Genomic DNA, 25,111 nt, shown 5'->3' with positions numbered 1-25,111 from the left:
CGGGGCTGAGCTTACTCAGGCAAACCGCAGAGCATGAATAGAATGGAAAGGAGAAGCACTATGGCAGAGAAAAGATGCCGGTTAATGGGGTTTAGCCTGTTGCTAGCGATAATGCTGATAGCCGGCTTAATTTTTACAGGACAGGGGCTGGCACTAGAAACCCTTGCCCAGCCTGATCTGAACAGTTCGTCGGCAGTCCAATCAATTTCCTCGCAGGTGTATGGTGCTGCTCTAAATGTGGATGAGATTCCTGCGCAAGCAGATCAGAATGTTGATTCCCAGCTATACAGCACCCGGCCGGACCAGATTATCCTGACTTGGACGGCCGATCCGCAGACCACCCAGACTGTATCCTGGCGAGTATACGGTGTTGCCGGCAGTAAGATTCAGTATTTGCCGCAAAGTGGCAGTACGGATGATTTCAGCAGCGCGCAGGAAAAGGATATTGCTGGCAGCCAGTTGTACGGCGGTTTCAATCATTTTGTGGCTGAGTTGGATAATTTGCAGCCTGGTACCACATATGTCTACCGTGTCGGCAAGGACAGTGGCTGGAGCGAGCCGGCTACCTTTACTACGGCGGCTGCGACAAATAATTTTTCTTTTATGTTTATGGGTGACGTGCATTCCGGTTATTATGATACCAGTGCCGGTATCTGGCAGCAGCTTCTGGCACAGGCCTGCAGCGCATATCCGGATATAAAATTTGCCTTGCAAGCCGGTGACATAGTTGACAATTCGGAAGACACCGGGGATTGGTCTCAACTGTTCACTGCTGCAGCAGGTGTTTTTGATCATATACCGCTAATGCCTGCCGAAGGGAATCATGATAGTGGCGATGCTGATCTGTTTAATAAATATTTTGCCTTGCCCCAAAACGGGCCGGTTGGGTATGAAGGACATAACTATTCATTTGACTATGGTAATGCTCATTTTGTTGTGCTGGACAGCAGCCTGATGGGTTGTGATGGCGATGCTTACCAGGCCGGCATAACTTGGCTGGAAAACGATTTACAGCAAAGTAATAAGAAATGGAAATTTGTTATGTTTCATGTGCCTGCCTATACCATCAATATAGGTGACAATGACGCTGCAGCTTCCGATATCATCAGGCAATACTGGGTGCCGGTGTTGGAGCGTAACGGAGTTGACATGGTTTTCGTAGGACACCAGCATATGTATATGCGCACCTATCCCATCTACCAGGGCCAGGTTCAGGATAGACCGACAGGCGGGATTACTTACTTGATGGGTAATGCGGGCAACAAGTTTTACATCAATCCGAAACAGCATGATTACGTTGCCAAAGTATTGTCAAATGTGACTTGTTATACGTATATAAAAATAGAAGGTGATGTTCTGACCATGATTACCAGAGATGTGGATGGTAATGTGTTGGATGAATATAAGGTTGATAAGGGCAGTAGTATGGATGCAAGTGTGAGCGTAAGCGGCGTCAAGCTTTTGAACAGTTCGTATCAGGAGATAACCTCCGTTCCCGTGCAGGGAGCTTTCCGCTTGCAGGTACATCTTAACAATAATACCGGAAAGCAGCAGACCACTGTGGCTGTGCTCCAAGTGCGTGGTAGTGATGGTGCCGCAGCGAATTGTGGTGGAAAACCATTGGGGATAGCCAGTTTAAAGACCGACGTTCCGGTGGTAGGAGTGGATATCTATGCTGATTTTAACCTGTCCGGTCTTCCGGCCGGCAAGGCGTATGTGGATGTTTATGTTTTTGATGAATCAAATGTACCCATTGACATACCTTATCAAAAATTTAGCTTTGATATTACGTCTTAAAGTAAGAAGAGAGAAAGTTAATTCAATAATTAATTTGTTGAGTCGGAGGGCATGAAAAAGTGAAAAAAATATTGTCGCTATTAATTTGCATCATCATATTTTTGAGTTTTATACCGGCCGGTTTGGCAGACGAAGTTAACTCTCTTCTTCAGACCCTCCCGAGACTGACGGTTGCTCCCGTTACTCAGCAAATCAATAATGCCGGCGGCGGTGCAGTAAATGAGCTTAATATCAGTAACGTGCAGGTATTGACTCCTTCAAATAATGAAGAAATAAATACTGTAGCGGGGCAACACGGGTACCGGGTGCAAGCTCAGATAACTAATAACAGTAATGAGACAACTGACGGGTTAGTTATTGTGCAGGTGAGACATGGTACAGGAGCCACGGTTGAAGAAGGTGGCAAAGTGCTGGACTGTGTTGGAGTATCATCCGGTATTCCCGTTACAGGATCAACCGTTACTTCGGATTTTGTTCTTCCGTCCGGTTTGAGCGGGACAGCATATGTGGATGTTTATGCTTGGAACGGCTGGGATGCCCAGGTACCGCTGGCTGCTCCCAACCATAGCATGAGTTTTACCGTAAATCCGTAATAACGCCGGCTAAACCGAATATTATGCGTAAATAGGAGATAAAAGCACCGGCTCGGTTGATAGCGGAACCGGTGCCCAAAACCGTTGATTTTTTCATAATTAACCTGGAGGCAACAGGATGGTTGAAACCAAGTTTAACGCAAGTAAAGGCTTTAACTCTACAAAATGGTTAATTGGAGGAATTATGCTGCTGGTCCTGGCTGTTGTTGGTTTCTCGTTATTAAACCACTTCAGCAGCGTTCAGCAGGAAGGAAGGTTAGTAATAAAAGCCGGTGACGGGACATTGGGTAGTTTTACTGTAGCTGATCTTCAGAAACTGCCGGCTGTGGAGAAGAAAATGGTGGTTCAAACCAATTGTAGTAGTTCATGTAGCAATAATTCTGCAAATAGCAGCGAGCATGATTATACCGGCACATTGCTACTGGGAGTTCTGGATGGTATAGATCCCGGACTTACTCGAAAGTACACCAAGATTATTGCCAGGGGTGTTGATTACTACAGCCAGGTGTTGGATATGTCTGAAGTTATGCAGCCGGATAATGTGTATATTGTCTATGCTGATCATGGCAAGCCGTTAATAACGCAGGCAGGCGGGGAGGGCAGCATGCAATTGATTATTTGCAATGACAAGACCGGGCAGCGTTTTACCAAATGGCTGGTGAGCTTGGAATTGCAGTAATACAGAAAATTTATTAAGGATAGTCAGGAAAGGCGGAGAGCTATGGAAAAACTTAAAACTTATGGGATAATAAAACTGCCGGTCTGCCTGGTGGCGCTCTGTATTATTGCCGGGTTGCTTAGTACAGTTGCGCCGCTAGCGTCTTCTGCGGGGGAACCGGTGGTGTTGACGGTTAAAGGCGACGGGGTTAATAAAGTAGTAAATTTCACTATGGCCGATTTGAGGGCACTGCCGCAAAAAACTTATACCTATTCCGGATATAACCATTGGCCTTCACTAAAAGTATTTAAAAATCTAACCGGACCAACGCTTAAGAGCATTTTAGATGTGGCGGGCTTAAAAGACAATGCCACCTTGTTTACACTCAGACCTTCCGGAGGAGGTTTTGTGCGTATGGATTATACCAGAGCACAATTACTGGAGGAACCGCGTTATTATTTTCCTGATGGTGAAAGTCCCGGTGACTGTGTGGAATGGCCGCCCAAGCGCAGTGAAAAAGGAAAAATACCGGTCGAAACGATAATAGCAATGAATGATTCAGATGGAAGAATTTGCTTTGGACAGCGGAAGCCGAATGAACCAACTATTGGTGATTGTGTTATGATTCAGCAAATGTTGGCAGGAGGAACCATTGAAGTATCAACGGAGCCCCTGGAGCATTGGGAAGCTCCCTCTGTTGATACTAATCCCGGTACGGTTGCCCCGGGCACAAAAGTAACATTAAAAAGGCCTGATGATATACCGGAAAATATTATGGTGTACTATACTCTGGATGGATCTGATCCAACTTACGGAAGCAATATTTTTAATATCAGCTACCCTCAGTTCCGCCCGGAGGAAATGAATAAACCAATACCTATTAATGGTACTGTAACAGTTAAAGCAAGAACAATTGGTTTTGGCAAATTAGACAGCGAGGTAAAAACTTTTCAATATAACACCGGGGTATCTGCCCCTGCTGATGGGACCGGGAAAAATACGGTCAATAAAGCAGAAGACATGATCAGCGATTTTATAGACCTACAAAATCACTGGGCTAAAGAAGACATTAACACTTTGGTGGAAAAAGGGGTTATTGATGGAACCGAAACGGAATTCAAGCCGGATGAAAAAACAACACGCGCCCAATTCGCCCAGTGGCTCGTTAAGGCTTTGCATATTGAAGTTAATCAGGGCGAAGACCTTTCCTTTAAGGATGTGCCGGCAAGCGCGTGGTATCACGATTATGTAGCCGCAGCAGTCAAGGCGGGGTTAATTAAGGGTAATGATGATAATACTTATGCTCCGAATGAATGCATAACCAGAGAACAAATATCCGTAATTATCACCAGGGCCTTGAAAATGAAGTCAACTAAAGATTTGTCCCATGCTATTACACAGCAGGCAACTGACAAGTTCGCGGATAAAGATGCTATATCACCCTGGGCAAGGCAGGATATTGCACTGGCAGTAAGCTGTGGAATAGTAAGCGGAGTGAGCGAAGACAGATTTGCCCCCCAATTGCTTACTACCAGGGCTGAAGCGGCTGTCATGATTTTACGATTATATAACTTGCTGCAATAATTTAAGCGTTGATAATGATTTACATTAAAAGTATCTAACCGGTCACGATGGAGTGAAGAGCAATGAGGTTGAGATGGTTGGAGTTTAAATTCCGGTTGCGAAAAGCAGTTCTTCTTGGGCTGGTTCCGGCCGCATTGCTTAGCCTGTTGTACATTGCCGGGCCGGGTATGGCCAGTACAGGCTGTGGCACCGGTATACAAGGAGTGCCGTCTGATACGCTTGTGATTAAGGTTGGTTATTTTGGCGGGCCTTACTATACAAAGAAGGTTTATACTCTTAGTGATTTTGATCAGCTTTCACAGGTAAAACAGGCTTATACTTTTATTGACAGCATGCCGTCTGTGTGTATGGATGCGGCCACCGGAGTCAGGTTGACAGACTTGCTGGCGGATGCCGGTATTGATGTCAATTCTGTGCAAAAATTTTATTTTTATGCCACCGATATAAGAAAGGGCTGGTATCAATGTTTAGATAAGTCCTACCTGCTGGATACCCCCCGTTATTATTATCCTAATCTGCCTGCGGGCTGGGACTATGAAAAGGGTTCTTCTACACTTGAAGCAGTTTACGGGGCGATCCGTGTAGATCCTATTATTGCGTACAAGGATAACTGGCAGCGTTATGGCGAAGTTCCGGATTTCAGCGTTTACGACACTTCAACCAGGTTCAGGCTGCTGTTTGGTCAGAAGGAGCCTGATGAATGTACCGCTCCGCAGTCTGCCAAATGGGTGCATTCCATCGATGTGATGTTGGGGGGCATGCCTCCTGCCGGAGTTACTCTGGATCAGAATGCAGTCAATCTTAAAGTAGGCAGTACGGTACGGTTGACGGCTACCGTGGCCCCGTATGAAGCTACGGACAAGAGCGTGACCTGGAGTTCCAGCGATCCCGGTGTGGCCACAGTGGATCACAACGGTCTGGTGACAGTTGTGGGTCCGGGCGCGGCTACCATTGCAGTCAGTACTGTAGTGGGTAATTTAACGGCAACATGTATCGTAAACGGTCCCAGGGAGACCGGGCCCGGTCAAAGTTCTGAGCCTTTCGGCGCCGGTCCTCAAAAGAACGGAGAAGTTGATAATCCGTTCGGGTTGCCGGTGTCTGAAGACAACCGGCAACACCTGGCGAAAAAGGAGATCACAGCCGCTGTTTCCACAGCTGCCCCTGCCGCTTCCGAACAGTCGGGCAGCCAGCCCTGGCGCGTATATGAGATGTCATCTGATGCTGTGCCTTTGCAGCAGCAGAAGCGGCAAAATACACTGGATATTTTTGCGGCAGTATTGCTTGGTGTCTTATTGCTTGGGGGGTCAGGTAAAAGATACATGGAACATATAAGGGAGGTTGTTAGGTGACAGTTTCTATGTTGACGCTGCTTAGAGATACGATGCATACTATTTCGTCTGCTTTACTAATTCCTACTATTATTATTTTGCTGCTGTTTATGGCTTTGGCAGTGGTGGAGTTGGGTGGCTTGCTGGCGGAAGCCCTTACGGATCGGCGTAAGGTAAAGATAAACGTGCCGGAAATGGTCGAAAAATTTCAGGGGAAAAATGCCGGGAAGATCATGGAGGAAATTGAGAAAAGCCGCTTGTTCCGGCGCCAGAAAGCAGTTCTTGGCGAGCTAAGCAGGCACAGCAACTTGCCTGCCGCTTCCTTGCGGGCCCTGGCCCGCCGTTTGCTTGCCGGTGAGGAATTGCATTATGTTAAAATAACCAACAGGACTGATTTGGTTGCACGTTTGGGGCCCATGCTTGGATTGATGGCCACTCTGATTCCTCTGGGGCCGGGCATGATTGCCCTTGGTCAGGGTGATACCAAAACTCTGGCAGATTCGCTGCTCACCGCCTTTGACGCAACGGTGTCCGGTTTGGCGGCCGCCGGTGTTGCTTTTGTTATCTCCAGGCTGCGGAAAAGGTGGTATGAGGATTACTTGAGTTCTCTTGAGGCCATGATGGAAAGCTTACTGGAGGTGCTTGCCCGTGAACGGGGGGTTGAGGAGTAGAAGAATCAGGATGCGCGACGAGGTCAATCCTTTAGAGGGTGCTGTTAACATAGTGGATGCCATGCTGGTGTTTGCCTGCGGGTTGATGTTATCTCTGGTTATTCACTGGAATGTCAATCTCGATCAGCCAGGAGCCCGTGTTGACATGAAGCGTGGTCAGGAAGTGACACAAAACCAGGATATACAAAGCAATTTAATTGAAACCCAGGATCAGGGCAAGCTTTATGAAAAGATGGGCACGGTCTACAAAGACCCTGCCACGGGAAAGCTTTTTATGCTGACTAACCAGTAAATTAATTATTCCCTGTACCAATACTTAGCACATTAAAAATAACGAAGGAAATGATTCGGTAATGAATGTTAAAAGGTGGGGTAAATATCAGTGAGTTTTTGGCAAAGGTTTTTGGATAGGTTTTCTCTTTATGATTTGATTATCATAGCCATGATGTCTGCCCTGGGAATAGCTGTCAAACCTATCATAGTTCCCCTGTCTCATATTATAACCGGAGCACTTTTTATACCAGGGGGAGCTGTGGCAGGCGGCTTCTATATGTTGTGGCTGGTTTTGGGTTTTGGTATCACCGGGAAAAGAGGAACGATGACCCTGATTGGCCTTATCCAGGCTATCCTGGTAATGGCCACCGGCATGGTTGGCTCGCAAGGGGTGATGAGCTTGCTGAGTTATACCGCGCCGGGACTTTTGGCCGATCTGGGGCTGCTGCTCATTGGCCACCGGGTTTGCTGCCTGCCCTGTTCCTTTCTGGCAGGGGCGTTGTGCAATATTGCCGGTACTGCTATGGTAAATTTCATTTATTACCGGCTTCCTGCAATTCCTTTGGCTTTAAGTTTGAGTACCGCTGCATTGTCCGGCGGCCTGGGTGGTTTGATAGCTTTTAAAATTGTACAGCGGCTATGGAAATTCCAAAAACGGGACTGGCAATCTTCTAAAGATGACGCCGGTTAGTTTTCATTATTTTAGTTTGAAAGAAAGCAAATTAATTTAAAGATGGTAATTTGCTTTCTTAAAATAATAAAAAGAGCAACTGTCTGACACTGCCAGGTCTTTTTTATATAATACATAATTTTATGAAACAAGCGGAGAGACAAGGGGGAAGAATGGATGAATCTATGGGCATTAAAAAGTAAAGCATGGAAAATTAATAAATTCTTGCTAATGCTTGCTCTGTTTTTTATGTTATCGGTTAACCTGCCGGGTACGTCCGACGCCGATCCCTACACAAGCAGCAGTCCGGCGGCATCGCTTACAATCAGAGTTGGCTATTCCGGTGGGAGTTTTACCGAGGCAAAAGTTTTCACCGACAGCGATTTTGGCGGCGCCTTTCAACAGGGCTATTCCTTTATGGACAGCATGCCGTCGCCATGCATGGACGCGGTAACGGGAATACCGCTGAAAAATCTCCTGTCAAGAGCCGGTATTGATTTTAATAAAATAGAATCATTGTCATTTTATACAACAGATGTTTCCGGCAGGCCATGGAAAACTTTAACCAAGTCTTTTTTGTTTTTGTCACGTTACTACTACCCAAACGAAATGAAATATTGGAACCCGGACACTCATAATTTTATGGCTGAGGATAGTGTTACGGATGTAACTTATAAAGCTTTGGAAGGTGCTGTTCCGGTCGAGCCGATGATGTGTATATCTGATAACTGGGTACGGGGAGGTATGGCTCCGGATTTCAGTACGCAGGACAGTTCCACCAGGTATAGACTGGTCATTGGCCAGCCCTATAACGATTTGACCGAAATCACCGCTCCGTATGCGGTTAAATGGGTGTATCAGATTGACGTAACGCTGAGCGGTAAACCGCCCTCTTCCGGAGGCTCGTCTTCAGGTGCATCTACATCTGCTGTCTCTGTTTCCGGTGTTTCGCTGAATAAGTCTTCCGCCATAATTACTGTCGGCGGCACAGAGCAGCTGAAGGCTTTGGTCGCTCCGTCAGATGCCGACAACCAGGCTGTGACCTGGAAATCCAGTGACAGTTCAGTTGCTGAGGTAAGCGGTACCGGGCTGGTGACCGCTGTTGCACCTGGCTCAGCCAGGATAACTGTGACCACAACAGACGGCGGCAAATCAGCTGTATGTGCTGTAACCGTAAATCCCGCAGCAGTCAATGACATCGCCAATAAAACAAATAACACTCCGTCTGTTCAAAAAACTTCAGTTGCTTTAAAAGATATTGCCGGTCACTGGGCTGAAAACAGCATCAAAGAAATGATTGACTTAGGCGCGGTTGGCGGTTACCCGGATGGCAATTTCAAGCCTGATGAATCAATTAGCCGGGCAGAATTTGTAGTTGTTTTGGCAAAAGCATTAAAGATGCCGCTTCAGAGTGCTAAAGTCTTTGCCGATACGAAAGAGCACTGGGCGAAAGAGTATGTCGGCGCCGCTGTCTCCTATGGTATAGCTAGCGGTTATGACGATAATATTTTCGGCCCGGATGACTTGATTACGCGCGAGCAGATGGCCGTAATGCTTGTCAAAGCAGCCAAACTTGCCCCGGCTACGGAAGTAAACCGTTTTGCGGACAATAATGGCATTTCCGGTTGGGCCAGGGATGCTGTTAGCACCGCGGCAGCGAACGGGATGATGAAGGGATATCCCGACAATACCTTCCATCCTCTGGCTAAGGCGACCAGGGCGGAGGCTGTGACGTCTATTTTGCAAGTGTTGAAATAACCTGTGTTGTGTTTAAATGAGTATTGTATTCGTAGCTCATAATTGAGAAGCAAGGAGGCGGCAGGATGGTCGAAACAAATGTTGGAAAAGGCGATTTGTTTAATTTAAATAAATTGCTTGCTGCGGTTATAGTTTTGCTTTTCCTGTGTATTGCCTTCTTCTCTTTTTTAAATCATGACGGTGCAGTCCTGAAAGAAGGCACGCTTGTAATTAAAGCCGGTGAAACTGGATTGGGCAGTTTAAGTATTGCCGATATCAGGAAATTGCCGGCAGTTGAAAAGAAAATGACTGTTCATTCCGGCCTGGGTAATACCGAGAGTGATTTTACCTGTACCCCCCTTCTGGCAGTCTTAAACAGTATCGACCAGGATTTAACTCAAAAATATAAAAAAATTATTGCAAAAGGTATTGATAATTATACCTCTGTCATAGATATGTCTGAAGTTCTCCAGCCTGATAATGTGTATATTGCTTATGCTGATTTCGGCAAACCGTTGAAAACTAAAACAGGCGGAGAAGGAAGCATGAAAATAATTATATGTAACGATGAGTTCGGGCAGCGCTTTACCAATTGGCTGGTGAGCCTGGAATTACAATGATTAAAAAGAGAGAAGTCGAATGATGAATAAGAATTTTACCATACCGATGTTGTTGAGCTTGCTTTTGCTGATGAGCATAACTGCCTGCAAAAGCTGGAAGCCGGGAGCAGCCGCCGGCACCCCGGGTCCTTTTGACGGAGAGAAGATTATCGTGCAGGGATTGCGTGACCGGGACTTTACAATAACACTGGGTGATCTGAAAAAATTGCCGGCAGTAACCAAACATGGGGAAGCCACACGGGCTAATGGAGAAACAGTCAGTGTAGACGCCACCGGCCCTTTGCTGGATACTTTCCTGCGGCAGTATGGAAAGAGCCAGAAAGATTTTAGCCGCGTCCGTTTTACGGCTAAAGACAGATATTCAATTGCCGTTCCGCATGAGATCCTGGCTAACCGGCAGATTATTTTGTCCTACATTAATGATGGGGAGCCCATGCCGGAAGATTGGTACCCGCTTCACATCATTATTCCCGGTGAGCGTTCCATGTATTGGGTTAGAGGCACTGTTTTCATGGGTTTTGAAACTGGTGACAGCCGAAAGTCAGTCAATAAAGTAGTATTTCTCGAAACGGCAGCCGGCAACTTGCCCCAGGAGGATTACCGGTACTTCGACAGTGTGGATAAAGTTATTAAAACCAGGGACCTTATAACAAAATATGTCGGCAACGATGATAAAGCTGTGGGCAGTGTTTTCCTAAAGGCCGGCGACGGCTTGCAGAAAAATGAAACCGGTGCTAATTTTCTGTCCGCCTATATCAAAATAAGCGGTAAAGACGCACCTAAATTTATCGCGCCGTCACTTCCGACAGGTATGCATATACGTGATTTGCTTTATGTTGTCTATGATCAGACTGCCATATTCGATTGTACTGAGGCAATAACCTGTTTGCCCAAACAGACTGTTGAAAATAAAGAAGGAATTGCATTATCACAGATTTTTAAGCAGATTGGCATGACAGGAGGCAATAACTATAGGTTTACCGGCGCTGACGGCAGGAGTGTTGAATTAGCGGCTGATAATCTGGGCAACGGTTTGGTTTATCAAAATGACGGCGGATTTCTGACTTTTATCACCTCCGGTGGATCCGGCATTAATAAGGTGGATAATCTGCTCTCTATTGAGGTTCTGAAGTAAGCTGTGGTTGTGCAAAGGCTCAGTGAGGGAGGGGATAATAAAAATTAAAGTTAAGGAAAAATTGTCGAAGGAGTTTTGTTTGGGATTGCTGCTGTTGGTAATCGGGGCGGCTGCTTTAAGCTTTATATATAAGGCTCCCTGTTACATACCGCCATTAAGGATAATTGGTGATGTTTCCAACAGCTATTGTCTGCAAAGCCCAAACGAAATCGGTAAGCTGGAACAGATTAGTTTTCAGGGAACCAAATACAAGGCCATTAAACTGTCGGATATCATCAGTAAGGCTGAACCGGTGGCCAATCCAAGTCAGCTGTATTTAGCCGGTCTGGATGGGTTTACTCCGGCTATCAAAGCAGCAGAGATTGAAGATTGCTATATTTCTTTTACTCACCAAAATGGCTGGGAAGCTGTCAATTTGAAACACCCAGTGAGCAGCAATACCAAAATGCTTACAGAAATCGTGGTTGTATCGGATGGCAGTTCCGGGGATTTTGCCTTAAATGTTATAGACACGGAAAACAACCTGGTGCGGGTTACACCGGGGCAGTTGCTGAGCAGGCCGTTAACGCGGTATTTTTACCCGGAGGGGAGGGCCGCCGTTCAAAACAATGGTAAAGATTATGAATCTCAGGTTTACACCAAGAGGCTGGTTTTTAAATTAAGTGACGTAACGCCGGTCAAAGAAGGAGATAACCTCCTGGTAATGACGGAAAAGGGAAAATACCGTATGGTGGATAACAGCGGTTATTTTGAAGTAAGAGATAATAATATCAGTTACCTGCAGCCAGAGGACCGGACTATTCTGGAACAAGTGCGGGGAGTAATCCTTCGCCCGCCCGCCGCCAGCATCATGGACACTTATTATGATGCACGGCATTATCTTGAGGGAGGCGACAGGTTGCTGGTGCTAGTGCTGGACGGGCTTAACTACAATCAGTACAGCTATGCTGCGGCTAACGGCTATATGCCGTTTCTAAAAAGATACGGGACTGCCGTAAAGGCTTCCGGTGTTTATCCGCCTGCGTCCAATGTGGGTTTGGCTGCTCTGTTAACCGGTCAAGCTCCTGAAGAAAATGGTATTGTAAGCGAAAAAGACCGGCAGTTAAAAGCATCATCGATTTTTGCGGAGGCGAACAGGTTGAGTAAAAAGGTACTGTTTTTGGAGGCTGCTCCAAACCGGCTTGATACTGAAATACAACCACTGCCCGTTACCGATCGGAATTCCGATGGCAATACTGATGATGACCTGTATGAAACGGCCTTGGCTAATCTGGATAAGGGCTATGATTTAATAATGGTTCGCTTTCATGATATTGATGAAACCGGGCAGCGTTACGGTGAAATAGCCAGGCCGACGATGCAGGCAATTAGTTCGTTAGATAATTATCTGTCTAAAATTATCAGTAAATGGTCCGGTAAAGTTATAATTACTGCCAATCAGGGAAGCATGTCCGGTAAATTAGTCGGAGCGGAAGCGATATTCAGCAATAATAATATGTTTGTGCCTTACTGGCGTATTCCATAACGGGTTTGGACTTTCAGTAAAGAAGATTGGATGCTCTGTAATTTATTTTTAACAATAACCGGAGTTTGCCGCCTATTTATTTGATTTTTATACCAATAAAAATTAGTCGCCTGCCTAATGGGAGGGGAATTATGTGAAGTTGATAAAAAGAAACGGCAAGTCAAAACACTCTAAGATATTTCGTTATCTGGTTATATGGGGTATAGTCAGCAGCTTATTGATGGTGGTTAATCAATGTATGGCCGCTGATAACAGCGCCGGTTCCGGTAGGCCCGATGAAATAATACTGTCATGGACAGGTGAGCCTGAGACTACCCAGACCGTATGCTGGCGGGCGTACGCTGTTGGCAGCGGCAAGATTCAGTATATGAGGGAAAGCGATAAAACAGATGATTTTAGCGGTGCGCTGGAGAAGGCTGCTGCCTGTACTGAGCTGCATGGCGGATTTAACCATTTTGAGGCGGAGTTGGATAATCTGCAGCCGGGTACTGACTATGTCTATCGCGTAGGTTCTGACGGTTGCTGGAGTGAACCGGCCGCCTTTACCACAGCGGCCCCGACAGATAAATTTTCCTTTATGTTTATGGGTGATGTGCACGCCGGTCATAATGATATGAGTGCGGGTTTATGGCAGCAGCTTTTGGCGCAAGCCATTGCCGGTTGTCCGGATGTAAAATTCGCCCTGCAAGCGGGTGATTTGGTTGACGAAGCGGATGATCCGGAACAATGGTCGCAGTTATTCAGCGCGGCTGCCGGTGTTTTTAATTATATTCCTTTAATGCCTGCCGAAGGCAATCATGAAAATACCGACGCATCATTATATTTTAAATATTTTGCCTTGCCGGGAAACGGGCCTTCAGGGTATGAGGAAAAAGACTATTCCTTTGATTACGGCAATTGTCATTTTGTTGTGCTGGACAGCAATTATCTGGGCACACCTGCCGATTCGGGCTATGACAAGATTAGTACCTGGCTGAAGAACGATCTTGCCGGCAGTCTCAAACAATGGAAGTTTGTAGTTCTGCATTACCCGCCATACCCGGTTGTTCCGGATAATCATGCGGAAAATCTTCAGGAAAACTGGGTTCCCCTTTTTGAACAGGGAGGAGTCGACATGGTCTTTGTCGGGCACCAGCATGTCTATATGCGGACTAAACCGCTGCTGGGCAATCAGGTTCAGCCTGACGGACAGGGCATTGTTTACATCATGGGCCTTGCAGGAAACAAATATTACGCAGCCGGACCCAATTATGATTATATCGCCAAAGAAGTGTCCAATGCCAGCAACTATGAAGTTATAAACATCAACGGAGATACTTTGTCATTGACAGCCAAAGATGCCGAGGGACGGGTTATTGACAGTTACATGTATATCAAGCAGCCGGTTAATGTTGATGCCGCGTATACAGTCACGCCGCTGCCCGATGTTAATTATCAGTCCGATGCAGCGGAAGACGGGATAAGCAAAATGACAGTAAATAGCGGTGTTGCCGGGATGAAATATTTTAGTGTGCAAGTTGCTTCGATTACAGAGCATCACGGAAATGAATCGCTCGTCTTTACACACGAAAGAAACGGCATCCAACTTAACTTGAACATTACTAAGGCAGATTTTGATGTGGTTGATATCGCTCAGTCCGGTTTTAATGTTCAGCCCGGAGATGTTATTAAAGTCTTCATGGTAGATGGTTTAACCAATGAGGTTGATTCGAATCCGAAGGTTTTACAATAAAAGGTGATATTTGCGCAGATGTTTCAAAGGAAAGAAATTATTGGCATACGGAATAAATATTAATCGGAGAGAAGGGTTGCAGGGCAACTATTGCGCTGCGGCACTGTTTGATAGAGGAGCATATTATCTGGAGCTCTGTTAAAAAAGGAGGAGGAAAAATGCAATTAACGGGATTTGTGTTTGAACGCGGAACAAAAAAGATGCTTACTTGTTTGATCATGTTAACTTTGTTATTCGCTGTTCTCGGGACATTTTTGCCGGTCACGGCCAATGCGGCAACCGGGACACCTGCAACATCGCTAACGGTTAAACTTAATGATAATACGGTGAAAACCTATTCAATTAGTGAATTGGAAGGTATGACTCAGGTTACGCAGGGTTACTCTTCGATTGACAGTATGCCGGCGCCATGCATGACGGCGGCTAGAGGTGTCAAGGTGACAGATATACTGACTGATGCCGGGATCGACGTCAATTCAGTGCAAAATATTAAATTTAAGTCGACGGACGGTTATTCAATCTCAGTAGCCAAACAATATTTGCTGGATACGCCCCGTTACTACTATCCTAATATAACTACTTATTGGGATTCGGTAAATCACTGTATTTATGGTGATGCTCTGGCTGGCGGGATACAGGTAGATCCAATCCTGGCCACTAAATCTTACTATAAAAGATTTGATACTGCTCCGCAGTTTAACATGATGGATGGTGTAAATACGCTGAGGCTTTGCTTTGGACAGGATCCCAATAATATAACAGATGCAACCAGCGGCAGGTTTGCCAAATATGTTAATGAGATTGATGTAGACGGTAATCTGCTTCCGGCAACCCCTCCGTCTGTAATAGCCGACACGACTCATAACACTGTGGGACAAATTGTTTATCTAACCTTTACTGATGATATTGGCTGGCGCAGCAATATAAGTGATATCACTGTTAACGGCAATACAATTGCCGGCCAGTATGCTTTGTCTGCCGGGCAGATTGCCGTCAATGCCGGTGTCTTTACTGTTGCCGGAACGTATCAGGTTGTGGTTAAAGCAACTGGTTACCGGGATGCAAATGTTAGCCAGATAATTAACAGTATGGTGACAAATCCGGTGTATACAGTAATACCTGTGGCAGATGCGGCATATCAAAACGATACAAATGTTGAAGGGATTAATACCATGACAGTAAAAAACGGTCATTCCGGTATGAAATATTTTGGTGTACAGGTAGTGCCGGCAACAGCACATGATGGTTTGGAAGCGGTTGTCTTTGTTCATACAAGAAACGGTGTCCAACTCAGCTTAAATATAACAAAGGCTGATTTTGATTTGGTTGATATTGCTCAGGCCGGTTTTAATGTTCAGCCCGGAGATGTAGTCAATGCTTATATTGTTGATGACATAACCAACGATATTAACTTTAATCCGACTATATTGCAAGCAGTTGATTAGAGAAAGAAATAGGGGTGATGTAATTTGAAACTCAGAATTGCAGCATATTTTCAAATAGTATTGATGCTGTTAACGGTTTGTATGCCTTCGGTTTCCGCGGCAGCAACTTTAACTGATATAAGTTTGTCATTAAGCAAAATTAATGTATCAGCTGGAGAAAATGTTGCAGCTTCAGGCACGGCAGAAAAAAACTCATGGGTTCCCCTCAAGGTAGTAGATGAACTCGGATCTATAATAGTTTATGACCAGACAAAATCAGATGCGAGCGGGAATTATAGCATAAATTTCAAAGTGCCATCAGGTGCTTCAGGTTTATTGACGGTAGTTGCAGGTGAAGGCAGCAGTGTGGCTAACCGGACTATGACAGTGGCGGCAGGCCAGTCCGATACGACGCCTCCGACCTGGACTAATGCCGGCCTAAACTCCGGCAACATCAGCCAAACAGGCCTGACCCTGACCTGGAACGCGGCGCAGGATAATCTGGCGGTGACAGGGTACAAGGTTTACCAGGGTAGCACCCTGATTACAGCAGAGCCGCTTACCGGTACGAGTTACAATGTTACCGGATTAAGTGCCGGCACCGATTATACTTTTAAGGTTGAAGCCGGTGATGCTGCCGGTAACTGGAGTACTGACGGGCCCAGTATTACCGTTACCACCGCTGCAAAATCCAGCGGTGGAGGTGGTGGCGGGGGCAGTGCAACATCGCAGGCAGTAAAGTCTACCACCGGATCTGCTGCGGTCACACCCAATGCGGGCGGTAATATCAGTCTCGGCAGCGATGCTGCAGTTAATATACCTGCTTACGCTCTGACCGGAAGTAAAGCATTGGAAGTAAAAATACAAAAATTAACTGTTACTCCCGCAATTCCTGCGGGTTTCAGGCTGGCGGGCAGCATATACGAGTTCAGCGTGGGGGGTGAGAGCAGTTACAGCTTTGCCAAGAAAGTGACTGTTACACTGAGCTTTGATGCCGGCTCTTTTGATTCAGAGAAAACCCCGGCTATTTACCGCTGCGATGAGACAAAGGGTGAATGGATAAACCTCGGTGGTACCATATCCGGCAACACCATAAGCGTTCAGGTGGATCACTTTACCAAGTATGCCGTAATGACTGCGGAAAAAGAAGAAGCACAGACAACCGGAGAATTGCCGGCAGCATTCAAGGACATTGCCAATCACTGGGCACATAACAGCATCAATAAGCTGGTGGATATGGGCTGCATAAGCGGTTATCCTGACGGAACTTTCAAACCGGACAATAAGATTACCAGGGCCGAATTTGCTGCCGTGTTGGTAAAAGCGCTCAAACTGGCGCCTCAGAGTGGCAAAACATTTGCAGACACAGCCGGGCACTGGGCCAAAGACTATATTGCCGCGGCAGCAGCCAACGGGATAGCCGGCGGTTATGACGCCGGAAGGTTTGGACCTGATGATCTGATTACTCGTGAGCAGATGGCAGTGATGATTGTTAAGGCTTTGAAACTTAACATGACAACGGAAAAAGCGAACTTTGCCGATAGCGAAAATATTTCTCAGTGGGCCGGAGAAGCCATTGCCATTGCAGTCAGCAATGGGATTATGAAGGGATACCCGGATAATACTATTTTGCCCCGGGGAAATGCCACAAGGGCGGAGGCAGTCACGGTTATTGCTAATTTTCTGAAATAAAAGAGTTCTAAAGTATGTTTGAAATTTTATATGCAGTTAATATCTGTTAAAGGTGGATGATAAATGCTGCCGGTAGCGTTAAATTATTTGGGAACGGTAAAGGAAAAAAATTTGGGGTCAAAGCTGTTGGGGTTATTTGATGATTTTAAGGTGATTAAGCTCAGCTGCTCTCAGGATTATAAGGAAGACCGGCTGCAATTATGCCAACCGGAAGAGTATGAAGATTTACAACAGCATGTTCAAAAGTTCTGGGATCAATCCGGAAATTTTTTGGAACTCCGTGGACCCAAGGATAAATTGCAGCGAATTGTTCGTCAAATGTTGTTTTTTGACGAAGAGAAGAAATTTGAAAAGGTTTTTTTGGATGGGTGTAATGGCTGCACTGATTTTCCCTGGGCCTGCCAATTTGTTATGGTTCATTTGCCTGTGTCGGATTGGGAACAGGCCATTGATTGGATGCGGAAAGCGGATATCATTGTGTTAAATAGCTTAGAAGACGAAGAAAACGAAGATTTAATAAATAAAATAATAAAAATTTGTCCTGATATTCTTAATATAGCTAAAAACGGTCAGGAAGACTCATTAAAGGGAATGAAAGACGAATTGGATGTTTTATTTGCCGGTTATATGGAAAAAAGGGAAAGAATCAAACATCTACTGCAGTTGCAGTGTGCGGCTCGATCGATTAGCTGCGCGCAGGCTCGCAGTATGGCTGAAAAGTTGGGAGTCAGTACGTTTTTGTTCGGCAATGTATGTGATGAATGTGGTTACAGGATAACAAATTGTGGGCTGAGTTGTTTTTAAATGTATAAATATTACTTTGCATTATTTAATGAGAAACTATTTTTAAGTCATAAGAGTTAATTAACGGGGGTTGATGCAAATGGCCATTGTTCCGGAAGAACCGGTTTTAATCAAGCCGGTAGGCGTTGTTATATCCGATTTTAAAAAATGCAGCCGTACTTTTGACTATAGTAAAGAAAGCATTGTATGCATGAGAGAAGATCTTACAAATGCTCTCATCGGTATCGAATATTTTTCCCATCTTCATGTAATTTATTACCATCATCGCAGGGAAGAGTGGTTGAAACTGATTGAATGGGAACAAGCTGAGCCACCCATAACAATTCCCTTTGCCGGCGAACCGGCCTGCCAGGGAGTTTATTCCACACGTTCTCCGTCACGTCCTTCGGCCATGGGGTCCTGTGTTGTTGAACTGGTTAAACGTGAAGAGAACCGTATCTATGTCAAAGGTCTTGACGCTCTTGACGGAACTCCGGTTTTGGACATAAAAATTTATATTCCCCATTATGACGCGTTTCCTTTAGCGGAAACACCGTTGAATTGGTGTAAAGCTAATGATTTGATTACCACTTCCCGTCATTTTCACTGGAATACTATTAATGTCGGGCTTACTCTGGGGCTCAGGACAGGAGCCAAAGCATTGCAGGAAATAGGCATCTGTCGCGGAGAAGCGGTTGTAGCTGAGGTTGCAGGCGGGCATTTCTTTGCTCAGGGTATTGAGGGTGCTACCGGGTGCAGTGTTTTACAGGGAAACATGGTTTTTGAAGAGAAAAATACCTCACCCGGACAGTGGAAGCTAAAGCTTATCGGCAGAGAAAGTGATGTGGAAATCAGGCTAAATGATCAAATTTACTCCGAAGCAAGTGAAGTACTGAATATCGGTGAAGACGTTTTGTTTGCATATGTGCAAAAGAAACCGCGTTCAATGTAATGCGGCAGCAAAAAATGGAGAGGTGAAGCTCGCTTATGGATGCTGTGGCGGTTAAGGGATTAGCTTATCAATACCAGGCAGGCGGGCCATCTATATTAAAGTGTATAAACTTTAAGGTGACCCAAGGAGAAATGGTTGTGGTAGCTGGCTTGAGCGGCTGTGGCAAAAGCACTCTCTGTGGTTGTATCAGCGGTACTGTTCAATGCAACCGTTATGGGGTAATGAAGGGTGAAGTAGTGGTAAACGGTAAAAATGTCCGGGAAATGAGAGCGGCAAAGTTGGCCCTGGAAGTGGGAATGGTCTTTCAGGATCCTGATATGCAGCTTTTTTCACCCACGGTGGAAGACGAAATTGCTTTTGCACCGGAGAACCTGTGCTTGCCGCCTGATCGTATTCGGGAACGGGTGGATGGTGTGCTTGCTTTAGTGGGAATTGCTGACTTAAGAGAGGCAAATCCTTACCAGCTTTCCGGTGGCGAGAAACACTTGGTGGCTCTGGCCGCGGTTTTGTCTCTTGACCCGCCGGTGCTGATATTGGACGAAGTTATGTCTCAGCTTGACGCAGCAGGTAAAAAGAGAGTGTCAACTGTGTTGAAAAAACTTCGCGACGGGGGAAAAACAATTATAGTTGTAGAGCATGATCTGGAAGCTGTTGCTTTTGCTGATCGTCTGCTGGTGTTGGAGAATGGGGCAGCGGTTCGCTTTGACCGGATGGAAACGCTTTTGGCCGATCGCGACTTTATGGCTGCCATTCGGTTAATTTGCTGATTTTAAAGCCGATAAAGCTGAGGAGTGGTAACACGTGGCATATTTGGAGTTGAGCCAGGTAGCTTTCTCCTATCCCCGTAAGAAAACAACTTTGTTGACCGGGATTAACCTGGCATTGGAGAAAAAAGAAATAACAGCTATTGTCGGAGCGAATGGCAGTGGTAAGACCACTCTGACCAAGCTAATGGTTGGGCTGTTACGGGCCAGTGCGGGGGAAATTTATCTGGCGGGGCGATCTATTGACAATTATTCGCTGGCTGAAATCGGGTGCCGCATTGGATATGTTTTTCAAAACCCGGATTTGCAGCTTTTTTGCAATACTGTGGAGGAGGAAATAGGTTTCGGGTTAATCTACCGCGGCTGCAACCCGTATACGGTGCGGGAAAGGGTTGAGTTCTATCTGGATTATTTTGAGCTGGCAGCTTGTCGCAATGCTTTTCCGCTATATTTGAGTCAGGGGGAAAAACAACGCCTGGCGATAGCTGCTGTACTAGCCAGTGAACCTGATTTTCTGATTTTGGATGAGCCCACAATCGGCTTGGATGCTTACCGCAAGAAGCTTTTAGAAGCTTTTTTAATAAAAACAGCCCTGCTGGGCAGGGGCATGATCCTGGTTAGTCATGACTTGGCCTTTGTGAACAAGGTGGCGGAGCGTGTTATCACACTGGCAGAAGGACGGATTGTCGGGAATGACGGGCGGAAAGGAGATTCAGGCCATGAAGCTTGATCCCCGGACAAAAATGCTGATGGTTGTCTGTCTCTCCGGTTTAGCTTTGATTTACGATACTCCGGTCCGTCTTCTGCCGGTCCTTGCGGCCACAATAGCGCTGTTGCTGATTTTTCGTTTTAATGTAATCGCGGTATGGGGATACCTGAAACCCTTTTTATTTTTGATGCTGATTGTTTTTGTTCTCCAGTGTATTTTTACTTCGGGTGGCAAGGTGCTGCTTTCTTTGGGTCCGGTACCCCTGGTAAGCAGCAGTGGTTTGTCGTCAGGCGCCTGTTTCATTCTGCGCAGCATGGTGGTTATTGCCTCCGCTATGCTGTTAACCACATTTAGTTCCCGTGATTTTATCCTGGGGCTGGTGCAGTGGAAAGTCCCCTATGAAATTGCCTTTATGGTTTTCATAGCTCTGCGTTTTTTACCGGTTTTCCGGGACGAGCTGATTAATGCGGTTAACGCAGTTCAATTGAGGGGAGTCGAACTGAAGAAAGTTCCCTGGAGTCGCAAAATTACAATATACCGCAGCTTGTTTTTTCCAGTGGTTTATGGGGTGATGCTTAAAGCCCAGCATCTGTCGGTTGCTTTAGAAGCGCGGGGTTTTAGGGCCTATACACGGCGCACTTATCTCAGACGATTGAACTTTAATTTTGCCGATTACGTTGTGATAGTGTTATTTTCAGCCATCACCTTTATACTCATATTACTGCAAGTATTGCATTGGATTAGTGTTTCATAATGATACATTAATGTGTTACAAAATGAAACAGTTGTTTCTTTATGGAACACATGAAAGATTTCGCTGATATTATGTATTCCCTCATCCTCTACTTCTGCCGGTTCTTAAGCGTTTTGAAGATCTTAATTTTCGGGAAAGAAGTCTTCAATCGGAATCTCATAATTCGACGGCCCGGTCGCGCTGTTATCCGCGAGTATCTCTATAGTATCCAAGTCAAGCAGACCAGTAGCTTTGATTTTTGCGGTTGCCTTTAATAAGAAATTACCTTCCTGCTCTTTGCCTAAATCGTCAGGAACATCAAGCCCATTGCCCTTGTGATGCATTGTCCAAAGGAATGTCGAGCTATAGTTGCCGAGAGAGTCAGTGGTTTCCTCATAGTTGGTCATTTCGTAGCGTAGACCGTCGTAATGCGGCGCGTAGGCTTTGTTGAACAAATCAGACAAGTAAGAGGTAAGCTGGTTTTGCTTCCTTGCGCCGCAATGACAATCACGCGCGAATGTTTTTTGAAATTCAACACGTTTTTGACCCTCTCTTTCATACCTCCCTCACCGAATGCGAGCGGACTTCCGTTTAGGATTTTATGTCCAGCCGCCACGCGGACGAGCGACAGCGAATAGGCATTTTTGATGTCTTCGCCGAGTTCCTTCATCACACGCTCATCGCAGGACATCTCCATATCTGCGCCCATCAAAATAAACGCAATCCATACCAGCGGATTAAACCAATGCAGACACAGCACAAAATAGGCCAGCATTTTGACGGCGTGGTCATGCCGCCGGATGTGTGTTTGCTCGTGCAGAACGATATAGCGGCGTTCCTTATCCGAAAGCCCCGCCGGAATATAAATCTTTGATCTGAAAAGCCCAATGACAAACGGTGTTCTAAGATTATCGGCTTCATAGATATTGCCTTCAATAAACTCTGTGCCACGAAGTTTGTGTTTTAATAAAACGATTGATACAAAGCTGTAGATGAGCATGATGGCAATGCCGAAAAGCCAGATATAAGAGCCGATGGTGAGCCAGATTTGCAACGGATTTACACTGGAGGCGGGCGCAGCGGCGGGCAATATCGCGCTGACGGCGTTGTCAACAATCTTTATCCCGCTGTTAATGCGCGGAATGGCTTGCATTCCAATGTCCTGCGGGATAGGCGCAGCTTTGAACGGAAGCAGACTGAACACGCTCTGGATTGAAAACGGGAACACAAGCCGAAACCCTGCCACCGCCCACAGTGCGTAAGAAATTATCTTCGGCGCTTTTTTAAGCGGTAGTCGTGCAAGCGTGATAGCCACAATAACAAATGTCCCTGTCAGGCTCATATTGAGGACAGAAAGGAAAATTTTCTCCATAAATCAGCCCTCCTTATGATCGTTAATTAAACGCACGAGTTCTTCTGCCTGTTTGTCGGACAGTTTTTTCCCACCGATGAATGAAGTGAGAAAACGTGGCAGTGAACCGCCGAAACTGTCCTCAACAAAGCGGCGGCTCTGACCCGCAAAAAATTCATCGCGGCTAATCGCCGCAGACACAACCGCACCTTCGTTTTTGAGAATTCCTCTGTCGCACAGCCGTTTCAAAATGGTGTATGTCGTGGACTTTTTCCATTTCATCACTTCCTCCGACAGACGGACAAGCTCTGTCGAGTTAATTGGCCCATTCTCCCAAATCAAGTCAACGAATTTTGATTCTGCTTCTGCTAACCTATAATCAACCATAAGGTTAAACCCCCTTTGTGCTACTATTTGTAGACCTTAATAGAAGTTTATGCTACGTAGACCCGATTGTCAAGAGGGAGTTTTTGACCTTTATTTCTAATTTGATGGTATTGGGCAGCGGCTAACTGTCTGCTCGGCTTTCCCTTTATTACGTTAATTTTTACGTAATAAAGGCACAATGGAAACAATAAATATTGTGGGGCATACAGCGACAACATAAAACAGCCCTTAGACAGCACCATTGAAATCACAGACAATATCTATGACGGCTTCAACCGGTTGAAAAAAGCTGAAACAATCAAATCCGGCAAGCGAGTAGTGGCGGAATTTGCCTATAACGGAGACGATCTGAGAATTCAAAAAGTGGTCAAGAAACTGGACGCCGGCTATACGCCCGAAGTAACCAACTACCTTTACAGCGGCTCGCATGTTATACTGGAGACAGACACGACCGGTAATGTAAAAGTAAGGTATATCCATGGAATAAACTACATCTGCCGGATAGATGCAGCAAACAAAATATCCTACTTTATGTACAACGGGCACGGTGATGTGGTGCAGACCGTTGCCGAAAACGGCACGGTTGAAAACCAGTACGACTACGACATCTTTGGCAACCCGACCCTGGCAACAGAACAATACGCGAATACCATCAGATACGCCGGAGAGTTCTATGACAGTGAAACAGGGTTTTACTACCTGCGGGCACGATACTATGAGAGCTATACCGGTCAGATTGACAGTCCATTAAGCTTGAACCTGTACACTTATTGTGAGAATGACCCGATTAACATGATTAACCCTTCGGGACGAGGCAAAGTATGGAATAATTATGGAGAGGTTATTGGATATAACTCGTTAGGCTTTAGCTATACAGACCACGGCCAAGAGGCATTAAACATACATGGTGGCGGTGAACAGGCTTATAAGGAATATACTCCCTCAACTCCGCAAGGGTTGCAAAATATGGTTGCGACTGTTGGGTATACAACTAGCTTTAGAGAATTGTCTTCATCCAAGCGTAATCGAATTTTGATTGCTGCTAATGATGACAATTGGAAATGGTTATTTACGGATTATGGACAATATTTAGAATCAAAGCTTAGTTTAATAGGATTAAGACAATGGATTGAAACTGTTGGAGGTTCGATATATTGGGATAGTGAAGCTGGAATAGCTACAGCAATATATAATAATCATGTTGTTCATTATTATATTGACGACTATACAGTTAAAAATGGCCATATAATGCTTGAATATGAGCAACTTTTTAGGGATTTTAATTATGATATTGATGAAAAACCTCTTGAAGGAGATCTGCTTGGTGACTTTTTGTTTATCGACCTTCCAGCAGGTGGTTCTGGAAGGCAATGACATAGTGACTCAGGAGGATTTAACGGAAGCTATTTTGGAGAACAGGGGTGGCGAATAATTGGCAGAAGTGAATCCCTTTTCACATATTAATTTAATCTTGGTTAAAGATGTTCCGCGTAAAAAGCCACCAAAGAGAAAATTTGAAAATAAGCCTGTAACAGCTCAAAACAAGAAGAATTGTGCTGGGCATGCCAATTTTTTAAGAAGATCAGTTGCATCTCTTCGAGATGAATGGCAGGAAACAACGGCTATGAGACAGCAGGAGGGACTACCTGAAATACCTGAGGCCGTGTCAATTTTTTTGAAAATTGATCCTTTGGGGCTTCCGCTTGATGAGCCGAGAAAATATGGGAATAGAGGTTATTGGGGAGCATGAGGACGGTTATATTATCGGTGCTTCTGTTGACGTAATCTTAAGTGAACTGGCAGCAAAGATCGACAAGTTTGCTTTGAAGGGTCAGGATAAGGTGGCTGTTTTATGGGAAATTGTGCAGGGAAAAGCGTGGCGAATTGAACGCATTTTATTGCCGTTATTATCTGAGGAATGGCCACATATTAGGGATAGTGAATAGTTTATAGAATTTATTGGGATTCTTGACAAGTTCATTCCATATCAGGA

The 25,111-nt window shown here is 45.4% G+C and carries 26 protein-coding genes; 23 read left to right on the top strand and 3 right to left on the bottom strand.

Features of this window, described 5'->3' with window-relative positions; all coding sequences use genetic code 11:
* The first annotated feature begins 60 nt into the window (after positions 1–60).
* The 20 genes from DTOX_RS16915 to DTOX_RS16820 all read left to right on the top strand — a co-directional run bounded on the left by DTOX_RS16915 (position 61) and on the right by DTOX_RS16820 (position 21,401).
* Positions 61–1,797, top strand: coding sequence for a purple acid phosphatase family protein (locus DTOX_RS16915; protein WP_015758901.1), 1,737 nt, complete (start codon positions 61–63; stop codon positions 1,795–1,797).
* 59 nt (positions 1,798–1,856) lie between these two features.
* A complete protein-coding gene (locus DTOX_RS16910) occupies positions 1,857–2,390 on the top strand; it encodes a hypothetical protein (protein WP_015758900.1) in 534 nt (177 codons plus the stop codon).
* A 118-nt stretch (positions 2,391–2,508) separates the two neighbouring features.
* Positions 2,509–3,069, top strand: coding sequence for a molybdopterin-dependent oxidoreductase (locus tag DTOX_RS16905; protein ID WP_015758899.1), 561 nt, complete (start codon positions 2,509–2,511; stop codon positions 3,067–3,069).
* Positions 3,070–3,111: 42 nt separating this feature from the next.
* The gene (locus tag DTOX_RS16900) at positions 3,112–4,632 is read left to right on the top strand and encodes an S-layer homology domain-containing protein (RefSeq protein ID WP_015758898.1); all 1,521 of its coding nucleotides are present in this window, start codon (positions 3,112–3,114) and stop codon (positions 4,630–4,632) included.
* A 62-nt stretch (positions 4,633–4,694) separates the two neighbouring features.
* Positions 4,695–5,981 carry an Ig-like domain-containing protein gene (locus DTOX_RS22465; RefSeq protein WP_015758897.1) on the top strand — a complete coding sequence of 429 codons (1,287 nt, stop codon included), beginning with the start codon at positions 4,695–4,697 and terminating at the stop codon, positions 5,979–5,981.
* Positions 5,978–6,631, top strand: coding sequence for a MotA/TolQ/ExbB proton channel family protein (locus tag DTOX_RS16890; protein ID WP_015758896.1), 654 nt, complete (start codon positions 5,978–5,980; stop codon positions 6,629–6,631). The genes DTOX_RS22465 and DTOX_RS16890 overlap by 4 nt, the downstream gene beginning before the upstream one ends.
* Positions 6,621–6,923 (top strand): DUF2149 domain-containing protein, encoded by a 303-nt coding sequence (locus tag DTOX_RS16885; protein WP_242652461.1) that lies wholly within the window; start codon positions 6,621–6,623, stop codon positions 6,921–6,923. The genes DTOX_RS16890 and DTOX_RS16885 overlap by 11 nt, the downstream gene beginning before the upstream one ends.
* A 90-nt stretch (positions 6,924–7,013) precedes the next feature.
* Positions 7,014–7,595 carry an ECF transporter S component gene (locus DTOX_RS16880; protein WP_015758894.1) on the top strand — a complete coding sequence of 194 codons (582 nt, stop codon included), beginning with the start codon at positions 7,014–7,016 and terminating at the stop codon, positions 7,593–7,595.
* Positions 7,596–7,751: 156 nt separating this feature from the next.
* Positions 7,752–9,332: an S-layer homology domain-containing protein gene (locus DTOX_RS16875; protein WP_015758893.1), complete on the top strand. Its 1,581-nt coding sequence runs from the start codon at positions 7,752–7,754 to the stop codon at positions 9,330–9,332.
* Positions 9,333–9,397: 65 nt separating this feature from the next.
* Positions 9,398–9,931: a hypothetical protein gene (locus DTOX_RS16870; protein ID WP_015758892.1), complete on the top strand. Its 534-nt coding sequence runs from the start codon at positions 9,398–9,400 to the stop codon at positions 9,929–9,931.
* 19 nt (positions 9,932–9,950) lie between these two features.
* On the top strand, positions 9,951–11,066 hold the full coding sequence (locus tag DTOX_RS16865) for a molybdopterin-dependent oxidoreductase (protein ID WP_015758891.1): 1,116 nt from the start codon (positions 9,951–9,953) through the stop codon (positions 11,064–11,066).
* 79 nt (positions 11,067–11,145) lie between these two features.
* Positions 11,146–12,591, top strand: coding sequence for an alkaline phosphatase family protein (locus DTOX_RS16860; RefSeq protein WP_015758890.1), 1,446 nt, complete (start codon positions 11,146–11,148; stop codon positions 12,589–12,591).
* Positions 12,592–12,724: 133 nt separating this feature from the next.
* Complete coding sequence (locus tag DTOX_RS16855; RefSeq protein WP_015758889.1) at positions 12,725–14,323, top strand: purple acid phosphatase family protein; 1,599 nt, start codon at positions 12,725–12,727, stop codon at positions 14,321–14,323.
* Between the two features lie 158 nt (positions 14,324–14,481).
* Positions 14,482–15,768, top strand: coding sequence for a DUF1533 domain-containing protein (locus DTOX_RS16850; RefSeq protein ID WP_015758888.1), 1,287 nt, complete (start codon positions 14,482–14,484; stop codon positions 15,766–15,768).
* Positions 15,769–15,792: 24 nt separating this feature from the next.
* On the top strand, positions 15,793–17,439 hold the full coding sequence (locus DTOX_RS16845; protein ID WP_015758887.1) for an S-layer homology domain-containing protein: 1,647 nt from the start codon (positions 15,793–15,795) through the stop codon (positions 17,437–17,439).
* Between the two features lie 63 nt (positions 17,440–17,502).
* A complete protein-coding gene (locus tag DTOX_RS16840; protein ID WP_015758886.1) occupies positions 17,503–18,243 on the top strand; it encodes a hypothetical protein in 741 nt (246 codons plus the stop codon).
* A 79-nt stretch (positions 18,244–18,322) separates the two neighbouring features.
* Positions 18,323–19,174 carry a tRNA (N6-threonylcarbamoyladenosine(37)-N6)-methyltransferase TrmO gene (gene tsaA / locus DTOX_RS21700; protein WP_015758885.1) on the top strand — a complete coding sequence of 284 codons (852 nt, stop codon included), beginning with the start codon at positions 18,323–18,325 and terminating at the stop codon, positions 19,172–19,174.
* 35 nt (positions 19,175–19,209) lie between these two features.
* Positions 19,210–19,941 (top strand): energy-coupling factor ABC transporter ATP-binding protein, encoded by a 732-nt coding sequence (locus tag DTOX_RS16830; RefSeq protein WP_015758884.1) that lies wholly within the window; start codon positions 19,210–19,212, stop codon positions 19,939–19,941.
* A 34-nt stretch (positions 19,942–19,975) separates the two neighbouring features.
* Complete coding sequence (locus DTOX_RS16825; protein WP_015758883.1) at positions 19,976–20,668, top strand: energy-coupling factor ABC transporter ATP-binding protein; 693 nt, start codon at positions 19,976–19,978, stop codon at positions 20,666–20,668.
* On the top strand, positions 20,595–21,401 hold the full coding sequence (locus tag DTOX_RS16820; RefSeq protein WP_242652460.1) for an energy-coupling factor transporter transmembrane component T family protein: 807 nt from the start codon (positions 20,595–20,597) through the stop codon (positions 21,399–21,401). The genes DTOX_RS16825 and DTOX_RS16820 overlap by 74 nt, the downstream gene beginning before the upstream one ends.
* A gap of 122 nt (positions 21,402–21,523) precedes the next feature.
* Here the strand turns inward: DTOX_RS16820 and DTOX_RS16815 are convergent, their stop codons facing one another.
* The 3 genes from DTOX_RS16815 to DTOX_RS16805 are packed head-to-tail and all read right to left on the bottom strand — an operon-like array spanning position 21,524 to position 23,118.
* Positions 21,524–21,787 (bottom strand): hypothetical protein, encoded by a 264-nt coding sequence (locus DTOX_RS16815; RefSeq protein WP_015758881.1) that lies wholly within the window; start codon positions 21,785–21,787, stop codon positions 21,524–21,526.
* The gene (locus DTOX_RS16810) at positions 21,784–22,752 is read right to left on the bottom strand and encodes a M56 family metallopeptidase (protein ID WP_015758880.1); all 969 of its coding nucleotides are present in this window, start codon (positions 22,750–22,752) and stop codon (positions 21,784–21,786) included. The genes DTOX_RS16815 and DTOX_RS16810 overlap by 4 nt, the downstream gene beginning before the upstream one ends.
* A 3-nt stretch (positions 22,753–22,755) precedes the next feature.
* Positions 22,756–23,118, bottom strand: coding sequence for a BlaI/MecI/CopY family transcriptional regulator (locus DTOX_RS16805; RefSeq protein WP_015758879.1), 363 nt, complete (start codon positions 23,116–23,118; stop codon positions 22,756–22,758).
* Between the two features lie 279 nt (positions 23,119–23,397).
* On the opposite strand from DTOX_RS16805, the gene DTOX_RS16800 reads away from it, so the two are divergent.
* Genes DTOX_RS16800 through DTOX_RS16790 form a run of 3 tightly spaced genes read left to right on the top strand, consistent with a single transcriptional unit; the run spans position 23,398 to position 25,064 of the window.
* Positions 23,398–24,492 carry an RHS repeat-associated core domain-containing protein gene (locus DTOX_RS16800; RefSeq protein WP_015758878.1) on the top strand — a complete coding sequence of 365 codons (1,095 nt, stop codon included), beginning with the start codon at positions 23,398–23,400 and terminating at the stop codon, positions 24,490–24,492.
* A 58-nt stretch (positions 24,493–24,550) separates the two neighbouring features.
* Positions 24,551–24,868 carry a hypothetical protein gene (locus tag DTOX_RS16795; RefSeq protein ID WP_042316101.1) on the top strand — a complete coding sequence of 106 codons (318 nt, stop codon included), beginning with the start codon at positions 24,551–24,553 and terminating at the stop codon, positions 24,866–24,868.
* On the top strand, positions 24,840–25,064 hold the full coding sequence (locus tag DTOX_RS16790; protein WP_042316098.1) for a hypothetical protein: 225 nt from the start codon (positions 24,840–24,842) through the stop codon (positions 25,062–25,064). The genes DTOX_RS16795 and DTOX_RS16790 overlap by 29 nt, the downstream gene beginning before the upstream one ends.
* Positions 25,065–25,111: the final 47 nt, after the last annotated feature.

Source organism: Desulfofarcimen acetoxidans DSM 771, from assembly GCF_000024205.1.
GTDB lineage: Bacteria > Bacillota > Desulfotomaculia > Desulfotomaculales > Desulfofarciminaceae > Desulfofarcimen > Desulfofarcimen acetoxidans.
This window is presented reverse-complemented; position numbering and strand designations above follow the sequence as displayed.